We start from the raw sequence: 15,859 nt of genomic DNA on the forward strand, positions 1-15,859 counted from the left end.
CCTACGGGGCGTCCGGGGTCGCGGGCGCTGCCAAAGGCGTGGCGTGCAGGGAGGCGAGCAGCTGCAGCCTGTCCGCGCTGGGCGAGCCGGGCGCGGCGTGGTAGACGATGAGCTGGCGGCCGGGTGAGCCCTTGACGTCGAGCGTGTGGTAGTCGAGGACGAGGTCGCCGACGTCGCGGTGGCGGAACGCCTTGGAGTCGTGCGTCTTGCCGCGTACGTCGTGCTTGGCCCACAGGTGGCGGAACGCGGAGCTGGCCGTGGAGAGCTCGACCACCAGCCGGCGCACGGCATCGGCGGAGTCCACGTGTCCCAGGGCCAGGCGCAGGTTGGCCACGCAGGACTCCGCGGCTCGGTCCCAGTGGGCGTAGAAGCTGGAGCCGACCGGGTCGAGGAACGTCATGCGGGCGACGTTGTCGATCCGGTCGAAGTCCGAGTACAGGGCGCCGGCCAGGGCGTTGTGCGCCAGCACGTCGAGCTGCCGGTTGATGATCACCGCGGGGGTGTGCGGCCACGCCTCCAGCAGGTCCAGCAGTGACTGCGGCGGCGCCGGGGTGGTGGGCGCCAGGGTGGTGGGCGCCAGGTGGGCCAGGCGGAAGAGGTGCTCGCGCTGGTCGGGGTCGAGGCACAGGGCGCTGGCGATCGCGTTGAGCACGGACGGTGACGGGTTGCGTTCGCGGCCCTGCTCCAGGCGGGCGTAGTAGTCCACGCTGACGCCGGCCAGCATCGCCACCTCCTCGCGACGCAGCCCGGGCACGCGGCGGGTGGTGTGCCCGGTCAGCCCGACGTCGTCGGGCTGGAGGTGGCCGCGGCGGGCCTTGAGGAACGGGCCGAGGTCTGCGGTGCGCACGTTCCGACCGTAGGGGCCGCTCACCTCGGCAACCAAGACCTGGTGCTCCCTGGCAGCCGTCGGCCGCGGCGCGCCGGGGCCCCTCGGCCCGGCGCGCCGCCTGCTCAGCGTCGGGTCATCACGAACCCGGCGTGGTGAAGGACGCCGTCCAGCAGCTGGCCGAACGCCCAGAAGCCGGAGTCGTCCAGGTAGGTGACCCGGTCCTCGTGCAGCCAGTAGCGGCCGGTGTACGCGTCGGCGCGCCCGCCCCGGGTCTCGGAGTAGCGGCCGTCTGGTCGCAGGTGCTGCAGCAGGCCGCGGCCAGGGTCGTGCCAGGTGCCCACCCACGTCTCTCGGACGGCCGGGTCCGCGACGTCCTGTCCCGCGGGTCGGGTCGGCTCGCCGTCCCAGGCCTCGAGGTGTCCGGCGACCCACACCGCCAGCAGGTCCTGCGGGTCGACGACCAGCATGCTGTGCACCTGCGCCGCGCTGACCGGGCGGCGCACGACGGCGAAGGTGGCCGGGTTGCCGGGCACGAGGTCGTACCCGCCGCGCCGGGCCGGCGGCAGCTGCGCCACGGCGCTGTCCACCAGCAGCGGGACGGCGTAGGCGCCGTCGGCGTCGATCACCTCCACCCCGGGGTCGGCCGGCCCCGCGGCCAGACGCTCCCCGACCACGTGCAGATCGCCGGGCGCCACGGTCCCGGACCCGGTCCTGACGTGCGCACGCGTGACGACGAACGTGTCGGCGTCGGGCGGGGTCACCGGCCGGCTCCGGTGGTGGCGAGACGCTCGGTGATCGCGGCGACCGAGTCGTGCACCTGGGTGCGCAGGGCGTCGACGTCCACCCCGACGAGGGCGCCGTCCCACTTGCGCACCTGGCCGGCCACCCACACCGAGGTGATGTTCGAGCGGTCGGCGCCCAGCACGAGGGTTCCGACGGCGTCGTGCAGCGGCATGGTGTTGATCGCCTCGGCGTCCACGATGACGAGGTCGGCCTGCTTTCCTGGGGTGATGGAACCGGTGCGGTCGTCGAGCCGCAGCGTGCGCGCCCCGGACAGGGTCGCGAAGTCGAGCACGTCGCGGGTGGTGATGCGGCTGGGCGCCTGCCCGGTGCCGTAGGCGGCGTTGACCGCGCGCATGCGTTGGATCGTCAGCAGCGACCGCATCTGGGTGAACATGTCGGAGGCCAGCGCGACCTCCACGTCCACCGACAGCCCGGGCCGGATCCCGTGGGCGAGCGCCTCGTCGACCGGCGGGACGGCGTCCTCCAGCCCGATCTGGGCGTCGGAGGTGGGGGCCAGCGAGACGGTGACGCCGTGGTCGCGCATCGCCGCCCAGGCGTCCGCGGACAGCGCCGTGGAGTGGATCGACTCCAGGTGCGGGCCGAGCAGCCCTTGCCCCTGCCAGTCCAGGATGGCGCGGGAGGCGGCCTGACCGAACATGACGTCCAGGCTCACGCCGATGTCGAGGTCGGCTGCGACCCGAGCCAGGTCGGGACCGTAGGCGAGGTGCCCGGCGATGTCTCCGGTGGCCAGTGCCGCCACGCGCAGCGTGACCAACTGGTCGTCGGTGGGGACGTAGGTCGAACGCAGCCGGGTCAGGTCCGCGGGCCACTGGCCGTCCCAGTCGCCGAAGTGCGGGGCCATGGAGGCGTGCACACCGCGGATGCCGGAGTCGATCAGCGCGGTGATCGCCGCGTCCGAGTGGGCGGTGGTGCGCGAGTTGTGCGAGAAGTCGAGCATCGTGGTGATGCCGCCGTCCAGTGCGGTCAGCGCGGCCAGGCGTGTGCCGAGGTACACGTCGTCGGGGGCGTAGGTCGGCGCCACGTGCATGAGCGTGGACTGCAGGTATCCGGCGAGGTCGTCGACGTCGGGGATGGTGCGGCGCATCTGTGCCTGCCAGGCGTGCCGGTGGGTGTCCACCATGCCCGGGGCGACGATGCTGCCGGTCACGTCGACGGCGATCGCCCCGGCGTCCGGAAGGTCGCGGCCGACGTCGACGATGCGCGCCCCGCGCACCAGGACGTCACCGGTGTCGATGGTTCCCAGCGCAGGATCCATCGTCACGACGGTCGCGCCGCGCAGCAGGACGAGGCGGTCGGCATCGGTGGCGGAGCGGTTCAGTGCGTCCAGGACGGGGTCGGTGCTCATCGGGCGTCCTTCCGGTGCATGGTGTAGCCGGCGTGGTGCAAGGCGTCGTCGGCGAACCGGCCGAAGGCCCAGAAGCCGAGGTCGTCGAGGTAGTCGATGCGGTCACCGTCGACCCAGTAGCGGCCCGCGAAGGCGTGCGGGCGGCCCCCGCGGGTCTCGTCGTAGCGGCCGTCGGCGGTCAGTTCCTGGTGCAGGAAGTCGCCGGTGTCGACCCACACGCCTACGCGGCCCGGGTCGACCGCGAGCCGGTCGGGCTGCAGCCGGGTGCGGGGCGGCACGGAACCGAGGGGGTCGCCGGCCCAGTGGACTGGGCGTCCCCCCTGCAGGACTGCGAGCAGTAGGTCGGGCCGCGTGAACGCGGTGTGCAGTGCCGTGGCCAGGTCCGGGGCGTGCTCGTCGGGCACGACGGCGAGGTCGGCGTCCGCGCCGGGTGCGAGCGTCCCGGGGCCGGTGCCGCGCGCGACGGCGCCGAGGGTGGTGGTCGCGTCGAGGCGGGCGGGGAGCACGGTGGTGCCGGTGGCGTCGATGACCACGGCGCCGTCGTCCTCGGCCGCGGTGACGATGCCGGGCCCGACGCCGACGACCAGCGTGCCGCCGAGGAGCACGTCGGCGTCGTGCATGGTGCCGATCAGCGGGTCGAGGGTGTGGATCGTCGCGTTGGTCAGCAGTAGCGGCCGATCGGCGCCGGCGCGGACGGCGGCCAGTCCGGCGGCCGTGAAAGCGGGGAAGGTGGTGGGCATGGCTTCACCCTCGTGCGGCCCGACACGGCGGAGAAGGCCGCGATGCACCCAGGGAGTGCCGCACCCCGGCAAGGGGAACTGGCTCTTCTACGGCGCGCGATCCCCGAGGCAACCGGCCGACGGACGGCCTGGAGCTGCCGGGGGAGAGAGCGGGTGACCTCGACGGGCGGGCGGGTCTGCGGTGGAAGCGCCGGGACGAGCCCCGCATCAGGCCCCGATCACCATGGGGGCGACATCGCCCGGCCGTGGCCTCGATCCACCGACCGGCGGGGTGCGCGGTGTGGTTCTCGGGCGAAGGGTGAGTGCCGCCTTCAGGGGGCCGGCCGGCCCAGCCGATGCAGGCGGTGCACAACCGACGTGCGTGAGCAGGGACGGGCGCCCGTCCCGGGCCGCGCGTCTAAGCTGGACGCCGGCACGAGCCCCGCCGAAGCCTCGGCATGCTCGCTCTCTCAGACCACCCCGTAGCGCCCCGCGGGCCACGGCCCGGGCGCGGACACTGGAGCGACATGACCGCCAGCACTGGCACCCGCACGCTGACCGACGGCGACTTCAAGGTCGCCGACCTCTCCCTGGCGCCGTTCGGCCGCAAGGAGATCCAGCTCGCCGAGCACGAGATGCCCGGCCTGATGGCGCTCCGCGCCGAGTACGGCGATGCCCAGCCCCTGGCCGGTGCCCGCATCGCCGGGTCGCTGCACATGACCGTGCAGACCGCCGTCCTCATCGAGACGCTGACGGCGCTGGGCGCCGACGTCCGCTGGGTGAGCTGCAACATCTTCTCGACCCAGGACCACGCCGCGGCCGCGATCGTCGTCGGCGACGGCACCCCCGAGCAGCCGGCCGGCGTGCCCGTCTTCGCCTGGAAGGGCGAGACGCTCGAGGAGTACTGGTGGTGCACGCAGCGGCTGTTCGAGTTCCGCGACGAGAACGGCGACGTCGTCGGCCCCAACATGCTGCTCGACGACGGCGGTGACGCCACCCTGCTGATCCACCTGGGCACCCGCTTCGAGGCCGACGGCGTCGTCCCCGACACCACCGAGGCCGACTCCGAGGAGTACGGCGTGATCCTCGACGTGCTGCGCGGCACGCTCGCCGAGGACGGCCAGTACTGGACCCGCATCGGCCAGGGCATCACCGGCGTCACCGAGGAGACCACCACCGGCGTCATGCGCCTGTACGAGCTCGCCCGCGAAGGCCGGCTGCTCTTCCCGGCGATCAACGTCAACGACTCGGTGACCAAGAGCAAGTTCGACAACCTCTACGGCTGCCGGCACTCGCTGATCGACGGCATCAACCGCGCGACCGACGTGATGATCGGCGGCAAGGTCGCCGTCGTCTGCGGCTACGGCGACGTCGGGAAGGGCTGCGCGGAGTCGCTGCGCGGCCAGGGTGCGCGGGTCATCGTCACCGAGATCGACCCGATCAACGCCCTCCAGGCGGCGATGCACGGCTACGAGGTAACCACGCTGGACGAGGTCATCGGCAAGGCCGACATCATCATCACGGCCACCGGCAACAAGGACATCATCTCGGCCGACCAGCTGAGCCGGACCAAGCACCAGGCGATCATCGGCAACATCGGGCACTTCGACAACGAGATCGACATGGCCGGCCTGGCGCGCACGCCGGGGATCGAGCGGACCACCATCAAGCCGCAGGTGGACGAGTGGCGGTTCGCCGACGGCCACACGATCATCGTGCTCTCCGAGGGCCGGCTGCTGAACCTGGGCAACGCCACCGGGCACCCCAGCTTCGTGATGAGCGCGTCGTTCTCCAACCAGGTGCTGGCGCAGATCGAGCTGTGGAACAACCGGGCGGCCTACGAGGGGCAGACCCCCGGCGTCACGGTGCTGCCCAAGAAGCTCGACGAGCACGTGGCCCGGCTGCACCTCGACGCGCTGGGCGTGAAGCTCACCCAGCTCACCAAGGTGCAGGCCGACTACATCGGCGTCCCGGTGGAGGGGCCCTACAAGAGCGACCACTACCGCTACTGAGGAAGGACCCCCTCGCCCCCCACCGCTCGCGGCGGGACCCTGCGAGGGGGCCGTTCCAGTCCCTGACAGGGGCCGGCCGCTCGTGACCCAGCGCGGCGATCTGCGGCCCTGATCAGCCTGTTCCGCCCCGCCCGGGGGATCTTCTCCGGGCGGGGCGAAGCGTTTTCGGGGGTGCGTCACGCAGAATGGGCGCCGTGCCCCCCACTGCTCCGCAGAACGGACCCAGCCGTGGCCGTGTCCTGGTCGTCGACGACGACGCCGCCCTCGCCGAGATGCTCGGCATCGTGCTGCGGCGCGAGGGGTACGAGCCGGCCTTCGTCTCCGACGGCAACCGCGCTGTCGGCGTCTTCCAGCAGACCAGGCCCGACCTCGTGCTGCTGGACCTGATGCTGCCCGGCCGCAACGGTCTGCAGATCTGTCAGGACATCCGGACCCAGTCGACGGTGCCCATCGTCATGCTCACCGCGAAGGGCGACACGATCGACGTCGTCCAGGGGCTGGAGGCCGGCGCCGACGACTACGTCACCAAGCCGTTCAAGCCCGTCGAGCTGGTGGCCCGCGTGCGTGCACAGCTGCGTCGGGGGGAGACCGGGCAGGCGGAGAACCTGAGCATCGGCGACGTGCAGATCGACGTCCCCGCGCACCAGGTCACCCGGGACGGCGTCCCCATCGCGCTCACCCCGCTGGAGTTCGACCTGCTGGTGGCGCTGGCGCGCAAGCCGCGTCAGGTGTTCACCCGGGAGCTCCTGCTGGAGCAGGTGTGGGGCTACCGGCACGCGGCGGACACCCGCCTGGTCAACGTGCACGTGCAGCGGCTGCGGGCGAAGGTCGAGCGCGATCCGGAGAAGCCCGAGGTCGTGCTGACCGTGCGCGGGGTGGGCTACAAGGCCGGGCCTCCGTGAGCGGATCCGGATGCACCGTGAGCGGAGCGGTGCCCGCTGGGCGCGGAGTCCCGGGATCGGCAGCCGGCTGAGGGACACTGAGGCGGTGACCGCCACCCGGACCCCCGAGACGGGCGCCGGGTCCGGGCAGTACTCACCGGATCCCGGGCGCGGCCCAGGGGCGCGCGAGGAGCTCCTCCGGGTAGGGCGCGGGCTGCGCCGCCGCGCCGGGCAGGTGCGCCACCGCGTGCGGCGCACCGCCGGTGCTCTCGGCTCGCGGGCGGCGCAGGCCTGGCGGTCGTCGCTGCAGGTGCGGATCGGCGCGATCACCATGCTCCTCGCCGGCACGGTCGTGCTGATCGTGAGCATGGTGCTGTTCAGCCAGATCCGCGACCAGCTGCTGCGGGTGAAGCGCGACGCGGCGGTCGACCAGGTGCAGGCGGGCGTCGTGTACGCCCAGAGCGAGCTGGCCGGCATCGCCACCGGGGACGCCGCCAGCGTCCGCGCCACCCTCGAGCGCACGGTGAACCGGCTGCTGGACCGCGGTGGCGCGGCCGGCGACTTCGACGTCGTCATGATCTACCGGCCGAGCGGCGGGGCAGAGGTCCCGGCCACCAACCGCCGGCCCCTGTACGCCGCGCTGCCCCCCGAGCTGCGGTCGGCGGTCGACGCCGGCAACCAGGCGTCGAAGTACCACCGGGTGCCCGGCGAGTCCGGTGACCCCCGGCCCGGCCTGCTGGTGGGGGCGCCGGTCAGCGGCGACGCGCAGGGGCCCGACCGGATCGAGCTGTACTACGTCTTCCCGCTGCAGCAGGAGCAGGAGAGCCTCCAGCTGATCCGGAGCACGGTGGTCATCAGCGGGGTGGCGCTCACGCTGCTCGTGGTCGGCATCGGCGTCCTGGTCACCCGGCTGGTGGTCGACCCGGTGCGACAGGCCGCCGGCACCGCCCAGCGGCTGGCCGAAGGTCAGCTCGAGGAGCGGATGGAGGTGCGGGGCGAGGACGACCTCGCCCGGCTGGCGACCAGCTTCAACGCGATGGCCGACAGCCTGCAGCGGCAGATCACGCAGCTGGAGGGGTTGTCCCAGCTGCAGCAACGGTTCACCTCGGACGTGTCCCACGAGCTGCGCACCCCGCTGACCACCGTGCAGATGGCGGCGGAGATCCTGCACGAGGCCCGGGAGGACTTCCCGGCGCACGTCGCCCGCTCGGCCGAGCTGCTGCGCGCCGAGCTCGACCGGTTCGAGGCGCTGCTCACCGACCTGCTGGAGATCAGCCGCTACGACGCCGGCGCGGCCGTGCTCGACTCGACCCCGACCGACATGGGTGCGCTGGTCGGCCGGGTCGTCGACGGGATGAGCTCGCTCGCCGAGCGTCACGGCTGCGAGCTGCGGGTCACCCGGCCGGCCGAGGCGGTCCTGGCCGAGGTGGACGTCCGCCGGGTCGAGCGCATCCTGCGCAACCTCGTCGGCAACGCCATCGAGCACGGTGCCGGGCGCCCGGTGGAGATCACGCTGGCCGCCAACCGGTCGGCGGCCGCGGTAACCGTGCGCGACCACGGGGTCGGGCTGAGCTCCGGCGAGGCGCAGCACGTGTTCGACCGGTTCTGGCGCGCCGACCCCTCGCGGGTGCGCACGGTCGGCGGCAGCGGCCTCGGGCTGTCGATCAGCCTGGAGGACGCCCGTCTGCACGGCGGTTGGCTGCAGGTGTGGGGGCAGCCCGGCGCCGGCGCCCAGTTCCGGCTCACCCTGCCGCTGGTGGCCGGCGGGGATCTGACCAGCTCGCCCCTGCCGCTGCGTCCGGTGAGGCTCCAGCGACCAGGCGCGGCGCGGTGAGGCGGCGTGCGTCGGTCGCCGTGGCGTTGCTGACGGCGCTGCTGACGCTGGTCGCGTGTTCGACGGTGCCCACCGACTCACCGACGGTGCTGATCACCCAGGCGCCGGCCCGGGTGCCGGAGGCGGTCGGCATCGAACCGATCGCGCCGGCCCCCGGGGCCAGCACCGAGGAGATCGTCCGCCAGTTCATCGACGCGGCGGCCAGCACCGTGCGCCGTCACCCCGTGGCCCGGGAGTACCTGACCCCGGCGGCGCGGGAGTCCTGGGACGACACGAGCGGCATCAGCATCATCGGCAGCGACTACGCGGTCGTGACGACCGACGAGGGCGCGGTCACCGTGACCGCCAACCTGATCGGCACGGTCGATCCCCGCGGCGTGTTCACCGTGGCCGAGCGGGGCGTCTTCACCCGGGATTTCACCCTGGAGCGAGTCGACGGCGAGTGGCGGATCAGCAACCCGCCGGACGGGCTGATCATGCTCGAGCCGGACTTCCGGCGGCTGTACGACGAGGTCGCCGCCTACTTCCTCGACCCCACCGGGTCGCGCGTGGTCCCCGACCCGCGCTACCTCATCCGCGGCGAGTCCCAGCCCACGGTGATGGTGGAACGGCTGATCGCCGGCCCGTCGCCGGCGCTGGCCGCCGGCGTCCTCAACCCGCTGAGCGGCGTGGAACTGGAGCGGTCGGTGACCGTCGAGGGGCAGACGGCCACCGTGGAGCTCACGGGTCTGCCGGCCGAGCCGGCGCCGCTCCTCGCCGAGATCTGCGCGCAGCTGGTGTGGAGCCTGCAGCAGCTGGTCCGGCCGCGGATCGTCAACGTCGTCGTCCTGCTCGACGGGGAACCGATCGCCCCCGACGGGGTGCCGCAGCGGCAGACCGCCGAGGACTGGGCGTCCTTCGACCCGGACGCCGTACCCGTCGACGGGGTCGGCCACTACATCGATGCAGGGGCCGTCCGCACGGTCCCACGGGGCGACCCGGTTCCCGGACCGGCCGGAGAGGGCGTCTACGCGCTGGAGAGCGCCGCCGTCGCGGCGGCCGGCGGTGAGCTGAACTTCCTCACAGGTGTCCGCGCCGACGGCACGGGCGCCACGCTGCTCGCCGGCCCCTACGGCGGCGAGCTGGCGCCGGTGCTCGACGGCCGCACGCTCAGCGCACCCACGGTCGCCGCGACCCGCACGGAGGCCTGGGTGGTGCGGGACGGCGCGGAGCTGGTCCGCGTTCCCGCCGGAGGGCCGCCGCAGCCGGTCGCCGCTCCCACCCTCCCCGGCCTCGGGCGGGCCGACGTGCTGCAGCTCTCGCCCGACGGCGTCCGGGCCGCCGTGGTGGTGGAGGGCAGCCAGGGGCGCCGGCTCCACGTCGGCACCGTCGTCCGCTCGGACGCGGACGGCGCCGTCGTGCTCCGCGACCTGCGCGCCGTGGCGCCGACCCTGTCCGGCGTCGTCGACGTCGGCTGGCGGGACAGCGGCGAGCTGCTGGTGCTGGCCGGCGACGAGGGTCAGGACCGCATCGTCCCGTACTCGGTGGGTGTGGACGGCTGGGGCCTGAGCCCGGTGCCGACCTCGGGGCTGCCCAGACAGCCCACCGCGCTGGCGGCCGCCCCGTCGCGCCAGCCGCTGGTGAGCACCGGCGCCGACATCTGGCAGCTGTCCGGCGGGAGGTGGGTGACCCTGGTTCGCGGGGAGGAGCCGCTGCCGGGGACGGCGCCCTTCTACCCGTCCTGAGGTGCACCCGTCCTGAGGTGCACCGCCGTCCACAACCCGGAAGCGGCGTTCACCTCGTGCCCGCGCCACCCGGCAGGCTGGCCCGGTGGGCTCCGGGGTGCTGTCGGCGCTGGCCGACCTGGTCCTGCCCCGCACCTGCGCGGGGTGCGGGCTCCCCGGCGCCGTGCTCTGCACCCGCTGCGCGCGGCTGCTGGCCGTACCGCACCTCGCCTCGCCCCGGCGGTTCCCCGCGGGCTTCCCGCCGACGGTCGCCGCCGCGGTCTACGCGGGACCGGTGCGCCCGGTGGTCAACGCGTTCAAGGAGCACGGCCGTGCGGAGCTGGCCGCGCCGCTGGGCACCGCGCTCGCCCTGGCGGTCGCCGGGGTCCGGATCGGGGTGGCCGGGGAGCCACCGCTGCTGCTGGTGCCGGTACCCGCGTCGCGGGCGGCCCTCCGGGCCCGGGGCCGCGACCACGTGCGCGAGCTGACCGGGCGGGCGGTGCTCGAGCTGCGCGCGGCCGGGGTGTCGGCGCAGGAGTGCCGGCTGCTGCGCCGGCGCGGCCGCGTCCGGGACTCGTCGGGGTTGTCCACCGCCGAGCGGCGGGCCAACCTGGCCGGCACCTTCGAGGTCACCGGCCCGCCGCCGACGCCCGGTGCGCTGCTGGTGCTGGTCGACGACGTGGTGACCACGGGCGCCACGCTGACGGAGGCGGCGCGGGCGCTGGGAGCCGCCCGGGGGGCTGCGGGCGGGGTGGTCGCGGCGGTCGTCGCGGCCACCCCTCGGACGCCGGCAGGCCCGGCGCGGGGTGCCGCGGGGAGCCCCGCGTACCGGACCGGGACGGTCCTCCACCACGACCTCGATCGACTGTCGCGGTCCAGGGGGAGGGACTAGCGTCGAAGCGACCAACGCCCGTCCCCAACCGGGAGGTCCCATGGAGATCGTGGTCCGTGGTCGCAACGTCGAGGTCCCCGAGCACTACCGCCAGCACGTCGAGGACAAGGTCGGCCAGCTCGAGCGGTTCGACGCCAAGCTGTCCCGCATCGACGTCGAACTCTTCCACGAGAAGAACCCGCGCCAGTCGGCCAGCTGCCAGCGGGTGGAGATCACCCTGCGCGGCAAGGGGCCGGTGATCCGCGCCGAGGCAGCGGGCCCGGACTTCTACGCTGCGCTCGACCTGGCCTCGGGCAAGCTGGACAACCGGCTGCGTCGGGCGGCCGACCGTCGCCGGGTGCACCACGGCCGGCGGACCCCCGACAGCGTGCGCCTCAACGGTGCCGCGCTGGACGCCGGCAATCCCGAGCTGACCATCGAGCAGCAGCTCCAGCTCGACCGCGAACTGGCCTCCGGCACCCACGTCACCGACCTCGACGAGCACCTGCCCGGCCAGATCGTGCGGGAGAAGCACCACCCCGCGACACCGATGACCGTCGACCAGGCCCTCCACGAGATGGAGCTGGTCGGCCACGACTTCTTCCTGTTCCAGTGCGCCGACACCGGCCAGCCGACGGTCGTCTACCGCCGGCACGCGTACGACTACGGCCTCATCCGCCTGGCCCCCGTGGCCTCGGACGGCGCCGCGCCGGCGTCCGCGGTGAAGCAAACGGCGAGCGCCTGACCTGAGCGGGGCACGGCCGCCGGCCGTGCCCCGCTCAGTCGCCGGCGAGCCGGCCGAAGAGGACGGCGTCGGCCCACGTGCCGTCGCGCTGGTCCAGGCAGGCGCGCACCACACCTTCCTGGCGGAAGCCGGCACGCCGGGCCACCACCTGCGACGCGGCGTTCGCCACGTCGACGAACAGGTGCACCCGCGGGGCGCCGAGGCCCAGCGCCCAGTCGGCGAGGGCGTGCGCGGCCTCCGCGGCGTAGCCGTTGCCGCGCGCCCAGGGGGCGACCGTGTAGCCGATCTCCGGGCCGAGCCGCCCAGGACGGAAGTGCAGCCCGCCGGTTCCGGCCAGGCGCCCGTCGGCCTCGATCACGACGGATAGCCCGGTGCCCTCGCTGCGCTCCCGTATGGCCACGTCCTCGACGAAGCGGCGGGCGTCCGCGGGGGTGTACGGCACCGGAATCGTCGGGATCCAGCGCTGGGTGTCCGCGTCCTGGGACGCCCGGTGCACCGCGTCGGTGTCGCTGGTCCGGAACGGGCGCAGCACGAGCCGCTCGGTCCGCAGCGTCTCGGTGGGCAGGTCGACGGCGGAGAGATCGAGGCTCACCGCCCGATCCTCACTGGTTGCCGAGGATGCGGTCCACCGAGATCTCGATGACGACCCGGGCCGGGTTCTCCCGCGGCTGCTTGTACCGCCGTGCGTACCGCTCGACCGCGTCGGCCACCGACGCGGCGTCCTCGCGGACCACGGCGGTGCCCTCGAGGGTGGCCCAGCGCCGCCCGTCGACCTGGCAGACGGCGACCCGCGACCGCCCGTCACGGACGTGCCGCGCCTTGACGGAGGTGCCGGAGGTGATCACCCGGGCGGTCCGGGTGGCCGCGTCGTAGGTGACGCCGACGGGGACCACGTGCGGGCTGCCGTCGGGGCGCAGGGTGGTCAGCGTCGCGAGGTGCCGCTCGGTGAGGAACTCCAGCAGCCCGGGGCCGGGGTCGGACGGATCGCGTGCCATCGCTGCAGCGTACGGATGGGACGCGTGGTGCCCAGGGCGGTCGCCGCGACCGCAGCCGCGGCCGGGCCGCCTACGCTGGGGGCGTGCTGTTCTCGAAGATCCTCCGTGCCGGTGAGGGCAAGCTGGTCCGACGCCTCGGCAGAATCGCCGACGCCGTGGAGTCGCTCGCCGACGACTACACCGACCTCTCCGATGCGGAGCTCCGGGCGAAGACCGACGAGTTCAAGGCGCGCCACGCCGACGGCGAGTCCCTCGACGCGCTGCTGCCCGAGGCGTTCGCGGTCGTGCGCGAGGCGGCCACCCGCACCCTGGGGCAGCGGCACTTCCGGGTGCAGCTCATGGGCGGTGCGGCGCTGCACCTGGGCAACATCGCCGAGATGCGCACCGGTGAGGGCAAGACGCTCACCGGGGTCCTCCCCGCCTACCTCAACGCGCTCTCCGGCAAGGGCGTCCACGTGGTCACGGTCAACGACTACCTGGCCAAGCGCGACGCCGAGTGGATGGGCCGCGTGCACCGCTTCCTGGGGCTGTCGGTCGGCAGCATCCTGTCCGGCCAGACCCCCGCGCAACGGCGCGAGCTGTACGCCTGCGACATCACCTACGGGACGAACAACGAGTTCGGCTTCGACTACCTGCGCGACAACATGGCTTGGAGCAAGGCCGACCTGGTGCAGCGCGGGCACCACTACGCGATCGTCGACGAGGTCGACTCCATCCTCATCGACGAAGCCCGCACCCCGCTGATCATCAGCGGCCCCGCGGAGACCGCCGGCAAGTGGTACCAGGAGTTCGCGCGGATCGTGCCGCTGATGAAGCGCGACGTCCACTACGAGGTGGAGGAGGACAAGCGCACCGTCGCCGTCACCGAGGAGGGCGTGGAGTTCGTCGAGGACCAGCTCGGCATCGACAATCTCTACGAGGCCGTCAACACCCCGCTGATCGGCTACCTGAACAACGCCCTCAAGGCCAAGGAGCTGTTCAAGAAGGACCAGCAGTACATCGTCAGCAACGGCGAGGTCCTCATCGTCGACGAGTTCACCGGCCGCGTGCTGGCCGGGCGCCGCTACAACGAGGGCATGCACCAGGCCATCGAGGCCAAGGAGCGGGTGAAGATCAAGGACGAGAACCAGACGCTCGCCACGATCACCCTGCAGAACTACTTCCGGCTCTACGAGAAGCTCTCGGGCATGACCGGCACGGCCCAGACCGAGGCCGCCGAGCTGCACCAGACCTACAAGCTGGGGGTCGTCCCGATCCCCACGAACCGGCCGATGGTGCGGCAGGACCGCTCCGACGTCATCTACAAGACGGAGAAGGCGAAGTTCGACGCCGTCGTCGACGACATCGCCGAGCGGCACGAGGCCGGCCAGCCGGTGCTCGTGGGCACCGCCAGCGTCGAGAAGTCCGAGGTGCTGTCGAAGTACCTGCTCCGGCGCGGGATCCCGCACGAGGTGCTGAACGCGAAGAACCACGCCCGGGAGGCGTCGATCATCGCGCTGGCCGGGCGGCCGGGCGCGGTGACCGTGGCCACCAACATGGCCGGGCGCGGTACCGACATCCAGCTCGGCGGCAACGCCGAGTTCATCGCCGACGAGGCGCTGCGCGCCCGCGGGCTGTCGCCGACGGAGACCCCGGAGGAGTACGAGGCCGCCTGGGACGAGGCCCTCGAGGCGGCGAAGGCCCAGGTGAAGGCCGAGCACGAGGCGGTCGCGGAGGCCGGCGGGCTGTACGTCCTGGGCACCGAGCGGCACGAGAGCCGCCGGATCGACAACCAGCTGCGCGGGCGTTCCGGCCGGCAGGGCGACCCGGGGGAGTCGCGGTTCTACCTCTCCCTGGGTGACGACCTGATGCGCCGGTTCAACGGCCCGATGCTCGAGTCGATGATGAACACCCTCCGGGTGCCCGACGACCAGCCCATCGAGTCGAAGATGGTCAGCCGGGCGATCCTCTCGGCGCAGACCCAGGTCGAGCAGCAGAACTTCGAGGTCCGCAAGAACGTCCTCAAGTACGACGAGGTCCTCAACCGCCAGCGCACCGTCATCTACGACGAGCGGCGCAAGGTGCTCGAGGGGGCCGATCTGCACGAGCAGGTGCGGTCGATGGTCGACGACGTGGTCTCCGCCTACGTCGACGGCGCCACCGAGACCGGGTACGCCGAGGACTGGGACCTCGACCAGCTGTGGAGCGGTCTCAAGGCGCTGTACCCGGTCGGGGTCACCGTCGACGAGCTCGTCGCGCAGAAGGCCGGCGGGGAGCAGTCCGACCTCTCCGCCGAGGACCTCAAGGCCGCGCTGCTCGACGACGTCCACCGCGCCTACGAGGAGCGGGAGACCGCCCTCGGCGCGGAGGTCATGCGCGAGCTGGAGCGGCGGGTGCTGCTGAGCGTGCTCGACCGCAAGTGGCGTGAGCACCTCTACGAGATGGACTACCTGCGGGCCGGCATCCACCTGCGCGCGATGGCCAACCGCGACCCGGTCGTGGAGTACCAGCGCGAGGGCTACGACATGTTCGTGGCGATGCTCGACGGCATCAAGGAGGAGTCGGTCGGCTTCCTGTTCAACCTCGAGGTGAAGACCAAGGACGAGCAGGAGGCCGAGGCGAAGGCCAAGCAGGCCGAGGCGGAGGCCAAGGCGCTGGCGGCTGCCCAGGCCGGCACGGCGAAGCTGCTGGCCCGGCAGGCCGCGGCGGCGAAGGCGGCCGCCGGTGGCGCTGCGGCCGCGACGGCGCGCCGCTCGTCGGCGCCCGCGGCACCGAACGCCCCGCTGGTGGAGGCCCCTGATCCGGCGGCCGCTGTCGCGGATGCCCCTGCTCCGGCGCCCCCGTCGGAGGTCCCTGCTCCGGCAGCTCCCGCGCCGGCTGCCGAGGCAGCCGAGGAGGCGGCCACGGCCGGCACCGGGCCGGTGCTGGCGGTCAAGGGTCTCGACGAGCCGCGCCGTGCGCCGGAGAACCTCACCTACTCCGCGCCCAGCCTGGACGCATCCCCGGCCGAGGGTGGAAAGGCCAAGGCCGCCAAGACGGCGACGGTCTCCGGCACCAAGGAGACCCCGCGCAACGCGCCCTGCCCGTGCGGGTCGGGCCGGAAGTACAAGCAGTGCCACGGGGCGGCCGGCAACTAGCAGAA

General features: G+C 73.3%; 13 protein-coding genes. 7 read left to right on the plus strand and 6 right to left on the minus strand.

From position 1 onward, the window contains the following. Window position 1 precedes the first annotated feature (1 nt). The 4 genes from ACI799_RS18175 to ACI799_RS18190 all read right to left on the minus strand — a co-directional run bounded on the left by ACI799_RS18175 (window position 2) and on the right by ACI799_RS18190 (window position 3,718). On the minus strand, window positions 2–847 hold the full coding sequence (locus tag ACI799_RS18175) for a helix-turn-helix domain-containing protein (RefSeq protein ID WP_456589934.1): 846 nt from the start codon (window positions 845–847) through the stop codon (window positions 2–4). Window positions 848–951: 104 nt separating this feature from the next. Beyond that, window positions 952–1,590, minus strand: a complete 639-nt coding sequence (locus ACI799_RS18180; protein ID WP_456613628.1) for an Atu4866 domain-containing protein — start codon at window positions 1,588–1,590, stop codon at window positions 952–954. Further along, window positions 1,587–2,978: an amidohydrolase family protein gene (locus tag ACI799_RS18185; RefSeq protein ID WP_456589932.1), complete on the minus strand. Its 1,392-nt coding sequence runs from the start codon at window positions 2,976–2,978 to the stop codon at window positions 1,587–1,589. The genes ACI799_RS18180 and ACI799_RS18185 overlap by 4 nt, the downstream gene beginning before the upstream one ends. Beyond that, window positions 2,975–3,718 (minus strand): Atu4866 domain-containing protein, encoded by a 744-nt coding sequence (locus ACI799_RS18190; RefSeq protein WP_456599937.1) that lies wholly within the window; start codon window positions 3,716–3,718, stop codon window positions 2,975–2,977. The genes ACI799_RS18185 and ACI799_RS18190 overlap by 4 nt, the downstream gene beginning before the upstream one ends. A 506-nt stretch (window positions 3,719–4,224) precedes the next feature. Between ACI799_RS18190 and ahcY the strand changes: the two genes are divergently transcribed. The 6 genes from ahcY (at window position 4,225) to hpf (ending at window position 11,743) form a co-directional block, all read left to right on the plus strand. Then, window positions 4,225–5,709 carry an adenosylhomocysteinase gene (gene ahcY, locus ACI799_RS18195; protein ID WP_456597088.1) on the plus strand — a complete coding sequence of 495 codons (1,485 nt, stop codon included), beginning with the start codon at window positions 4,225–4,227 and terminating at the stop codon, window positions 5,707–5,709. 185 nt (window positions 5,710–5,894) lie between these two features. Beyond that, a complete protein-coding gene (gene mtrA / locus ACI799_RS18200) occupies window positions 5,895–6,611 on the plus strand; it encodes an MtrAB system response regulator MtrA (RefSeq protein WP_456589929.1) in 717 nt (238 codons plus the stop codon). Window positions 6,612–6,696: 85 nt separating this feature from the next. Continuing rightward, the gene (gene mtrB, locus ACI799_RS18205) at window positions 6,697–8,424 is read left to right on the plus strand and encodes an MtrAB system histidine kinase MtrB (protein WP_456613629.1); all 1,728 of its coding nucleotides are present in this window, start codon (window positions 6,697–6,699) and stop codon (window positions 8,422–8,424) included. Between the two features lie 20 nt (window positions 8,425–8,444). Continuing rightward, window positions 8,445–10,148, plus strand: a complete 1,704-nt coding sequence (locus ACI799_RS18210) for an LpqB family beta-propeller domain-containing protein (protein ID WP_456613630.1) — start codon at window positions 8,445–8,447, stop codon at window positions 10,146–10,148. 85 nt (window positions 10,149–10,233) lie between these two features. Next, window positions 10,234–11,019 (plus strand): ComF family protein, encoded by a 786-nt coding sequence (locus tag ACI799_RS18215; RefSeq protein ID WP_456613631.1) that lies wholly within the window; start codon window positions 10,234–10,236, stop codon window positions 11,017–11,019. A 40-nt stretch (window positions 11,020–11,059) separates the two neighbouring features. Continuing rightward, window positions 11,060–11,743 carry a ribosome hibernation-promoting factor, HPF/YfiA family gene (gene hpf, locus ACI799_RS18220; RefSeq protein WP_456589925.1) on the plus strand — a complete coding sequence of 228 codons (684 nt, stop codon included), beginning with the start codon at window positions 11,060–11,062 and terminating at the stop codon, window positions 11,741–11,743. A 34-nt stretch (window positions 11,744–11,777) separates the two neighbouring features. On the opposite strand, the gene ACI799_RS18225 is transcribed toward hpf, so the two are convergent. Further along, complete coding sequence (locus ACI799_RS18225; RefSeq protein WP_456589924.1) at window positions 11,778–12,335, minus strand: GNAT family N-acetyltransferase; 558 nt, start codon at window positions 12,333–12,335, stop codon at window positions 11,778–11,780. A gap of 10 nt (window positions 12,336–12,345) precedes the next feature. Continuing rightward, complete coding sequence (locus tag ACI799_RS18230) at window positions 12,346–12,738, minus strand: pyridoxamine 5'-phosphate oxidase family protein (RefSeq protein WP_456613632.1); 393 nt, start codon at window positions 12,736–12,738, stop codon at window positions 12,346–12,348. 83 nt (window positions 12,739–12,821) lie between these two features. Here ACI799_RS18230 and secA point away from each other — a divergent pair, with 83 nt between their 5' ends. Then, entirely contained in the window at window positions 12,822–15,854 is a 3,033-nt protein-coding gene (gene secA, locus ACI799_RS18235; protein WP_456613633.1) for a preprotein translocase subunit SecA, read from the plus strand. The last annotated feature ends 5 nt before the right edge of the window (window positions 15,855–15,859 follow it).

This window comes from Blastococcus sp. SYSU DS0753, assembly GCF_054051175.1.

Excerpts from the sequence above, each read along its gene's own strand:
- mtrA (WP_456589929.1), top strand. The coding sequence starts at position 5,895 with ATGGGCGCCGTGCCCCCCACTGCTCCGCAGAACGGACCCAGCCGTGGC.
- hpf (WP_456589925.1), top strand. The coding sequence starts at position 11,060 with ATGGAGATCGTGGTCCGTGGTCGCAACGTCGAGGTCCCCGAGCACTAC.
- ACI799_RS18230 (WP_456613632.1), bottom strand. The coding sequence starts at position 12,738 with ATGGCACGCGATCCGTCCGACCCCGGCCCCGGGCTGCTGGAGTTCCTC.
- ACI799_RS18185 (WP_456589932.1), bottom strand. The coding sequence starts at position 2,978 with ATGAGCACCGACCCCGTCCTGGACGCACTGAACCGCTCCGCCACCGAT.
- ACI799_RS18190 (WP_456599937.1), bottom strand. The coding sequence starts at position 3,718 with ATGCCCACCACCTTCCCCGCTTTCACGGCCGCCGGACTGGCCGCCGTC.
- ahcY (WP_456597088.1), top strand. The coding sequence starts at position 4,225 with ATGACCGCCAGCACTGGCACCCGCACGCTGACCGACGGCGACTTCAAG.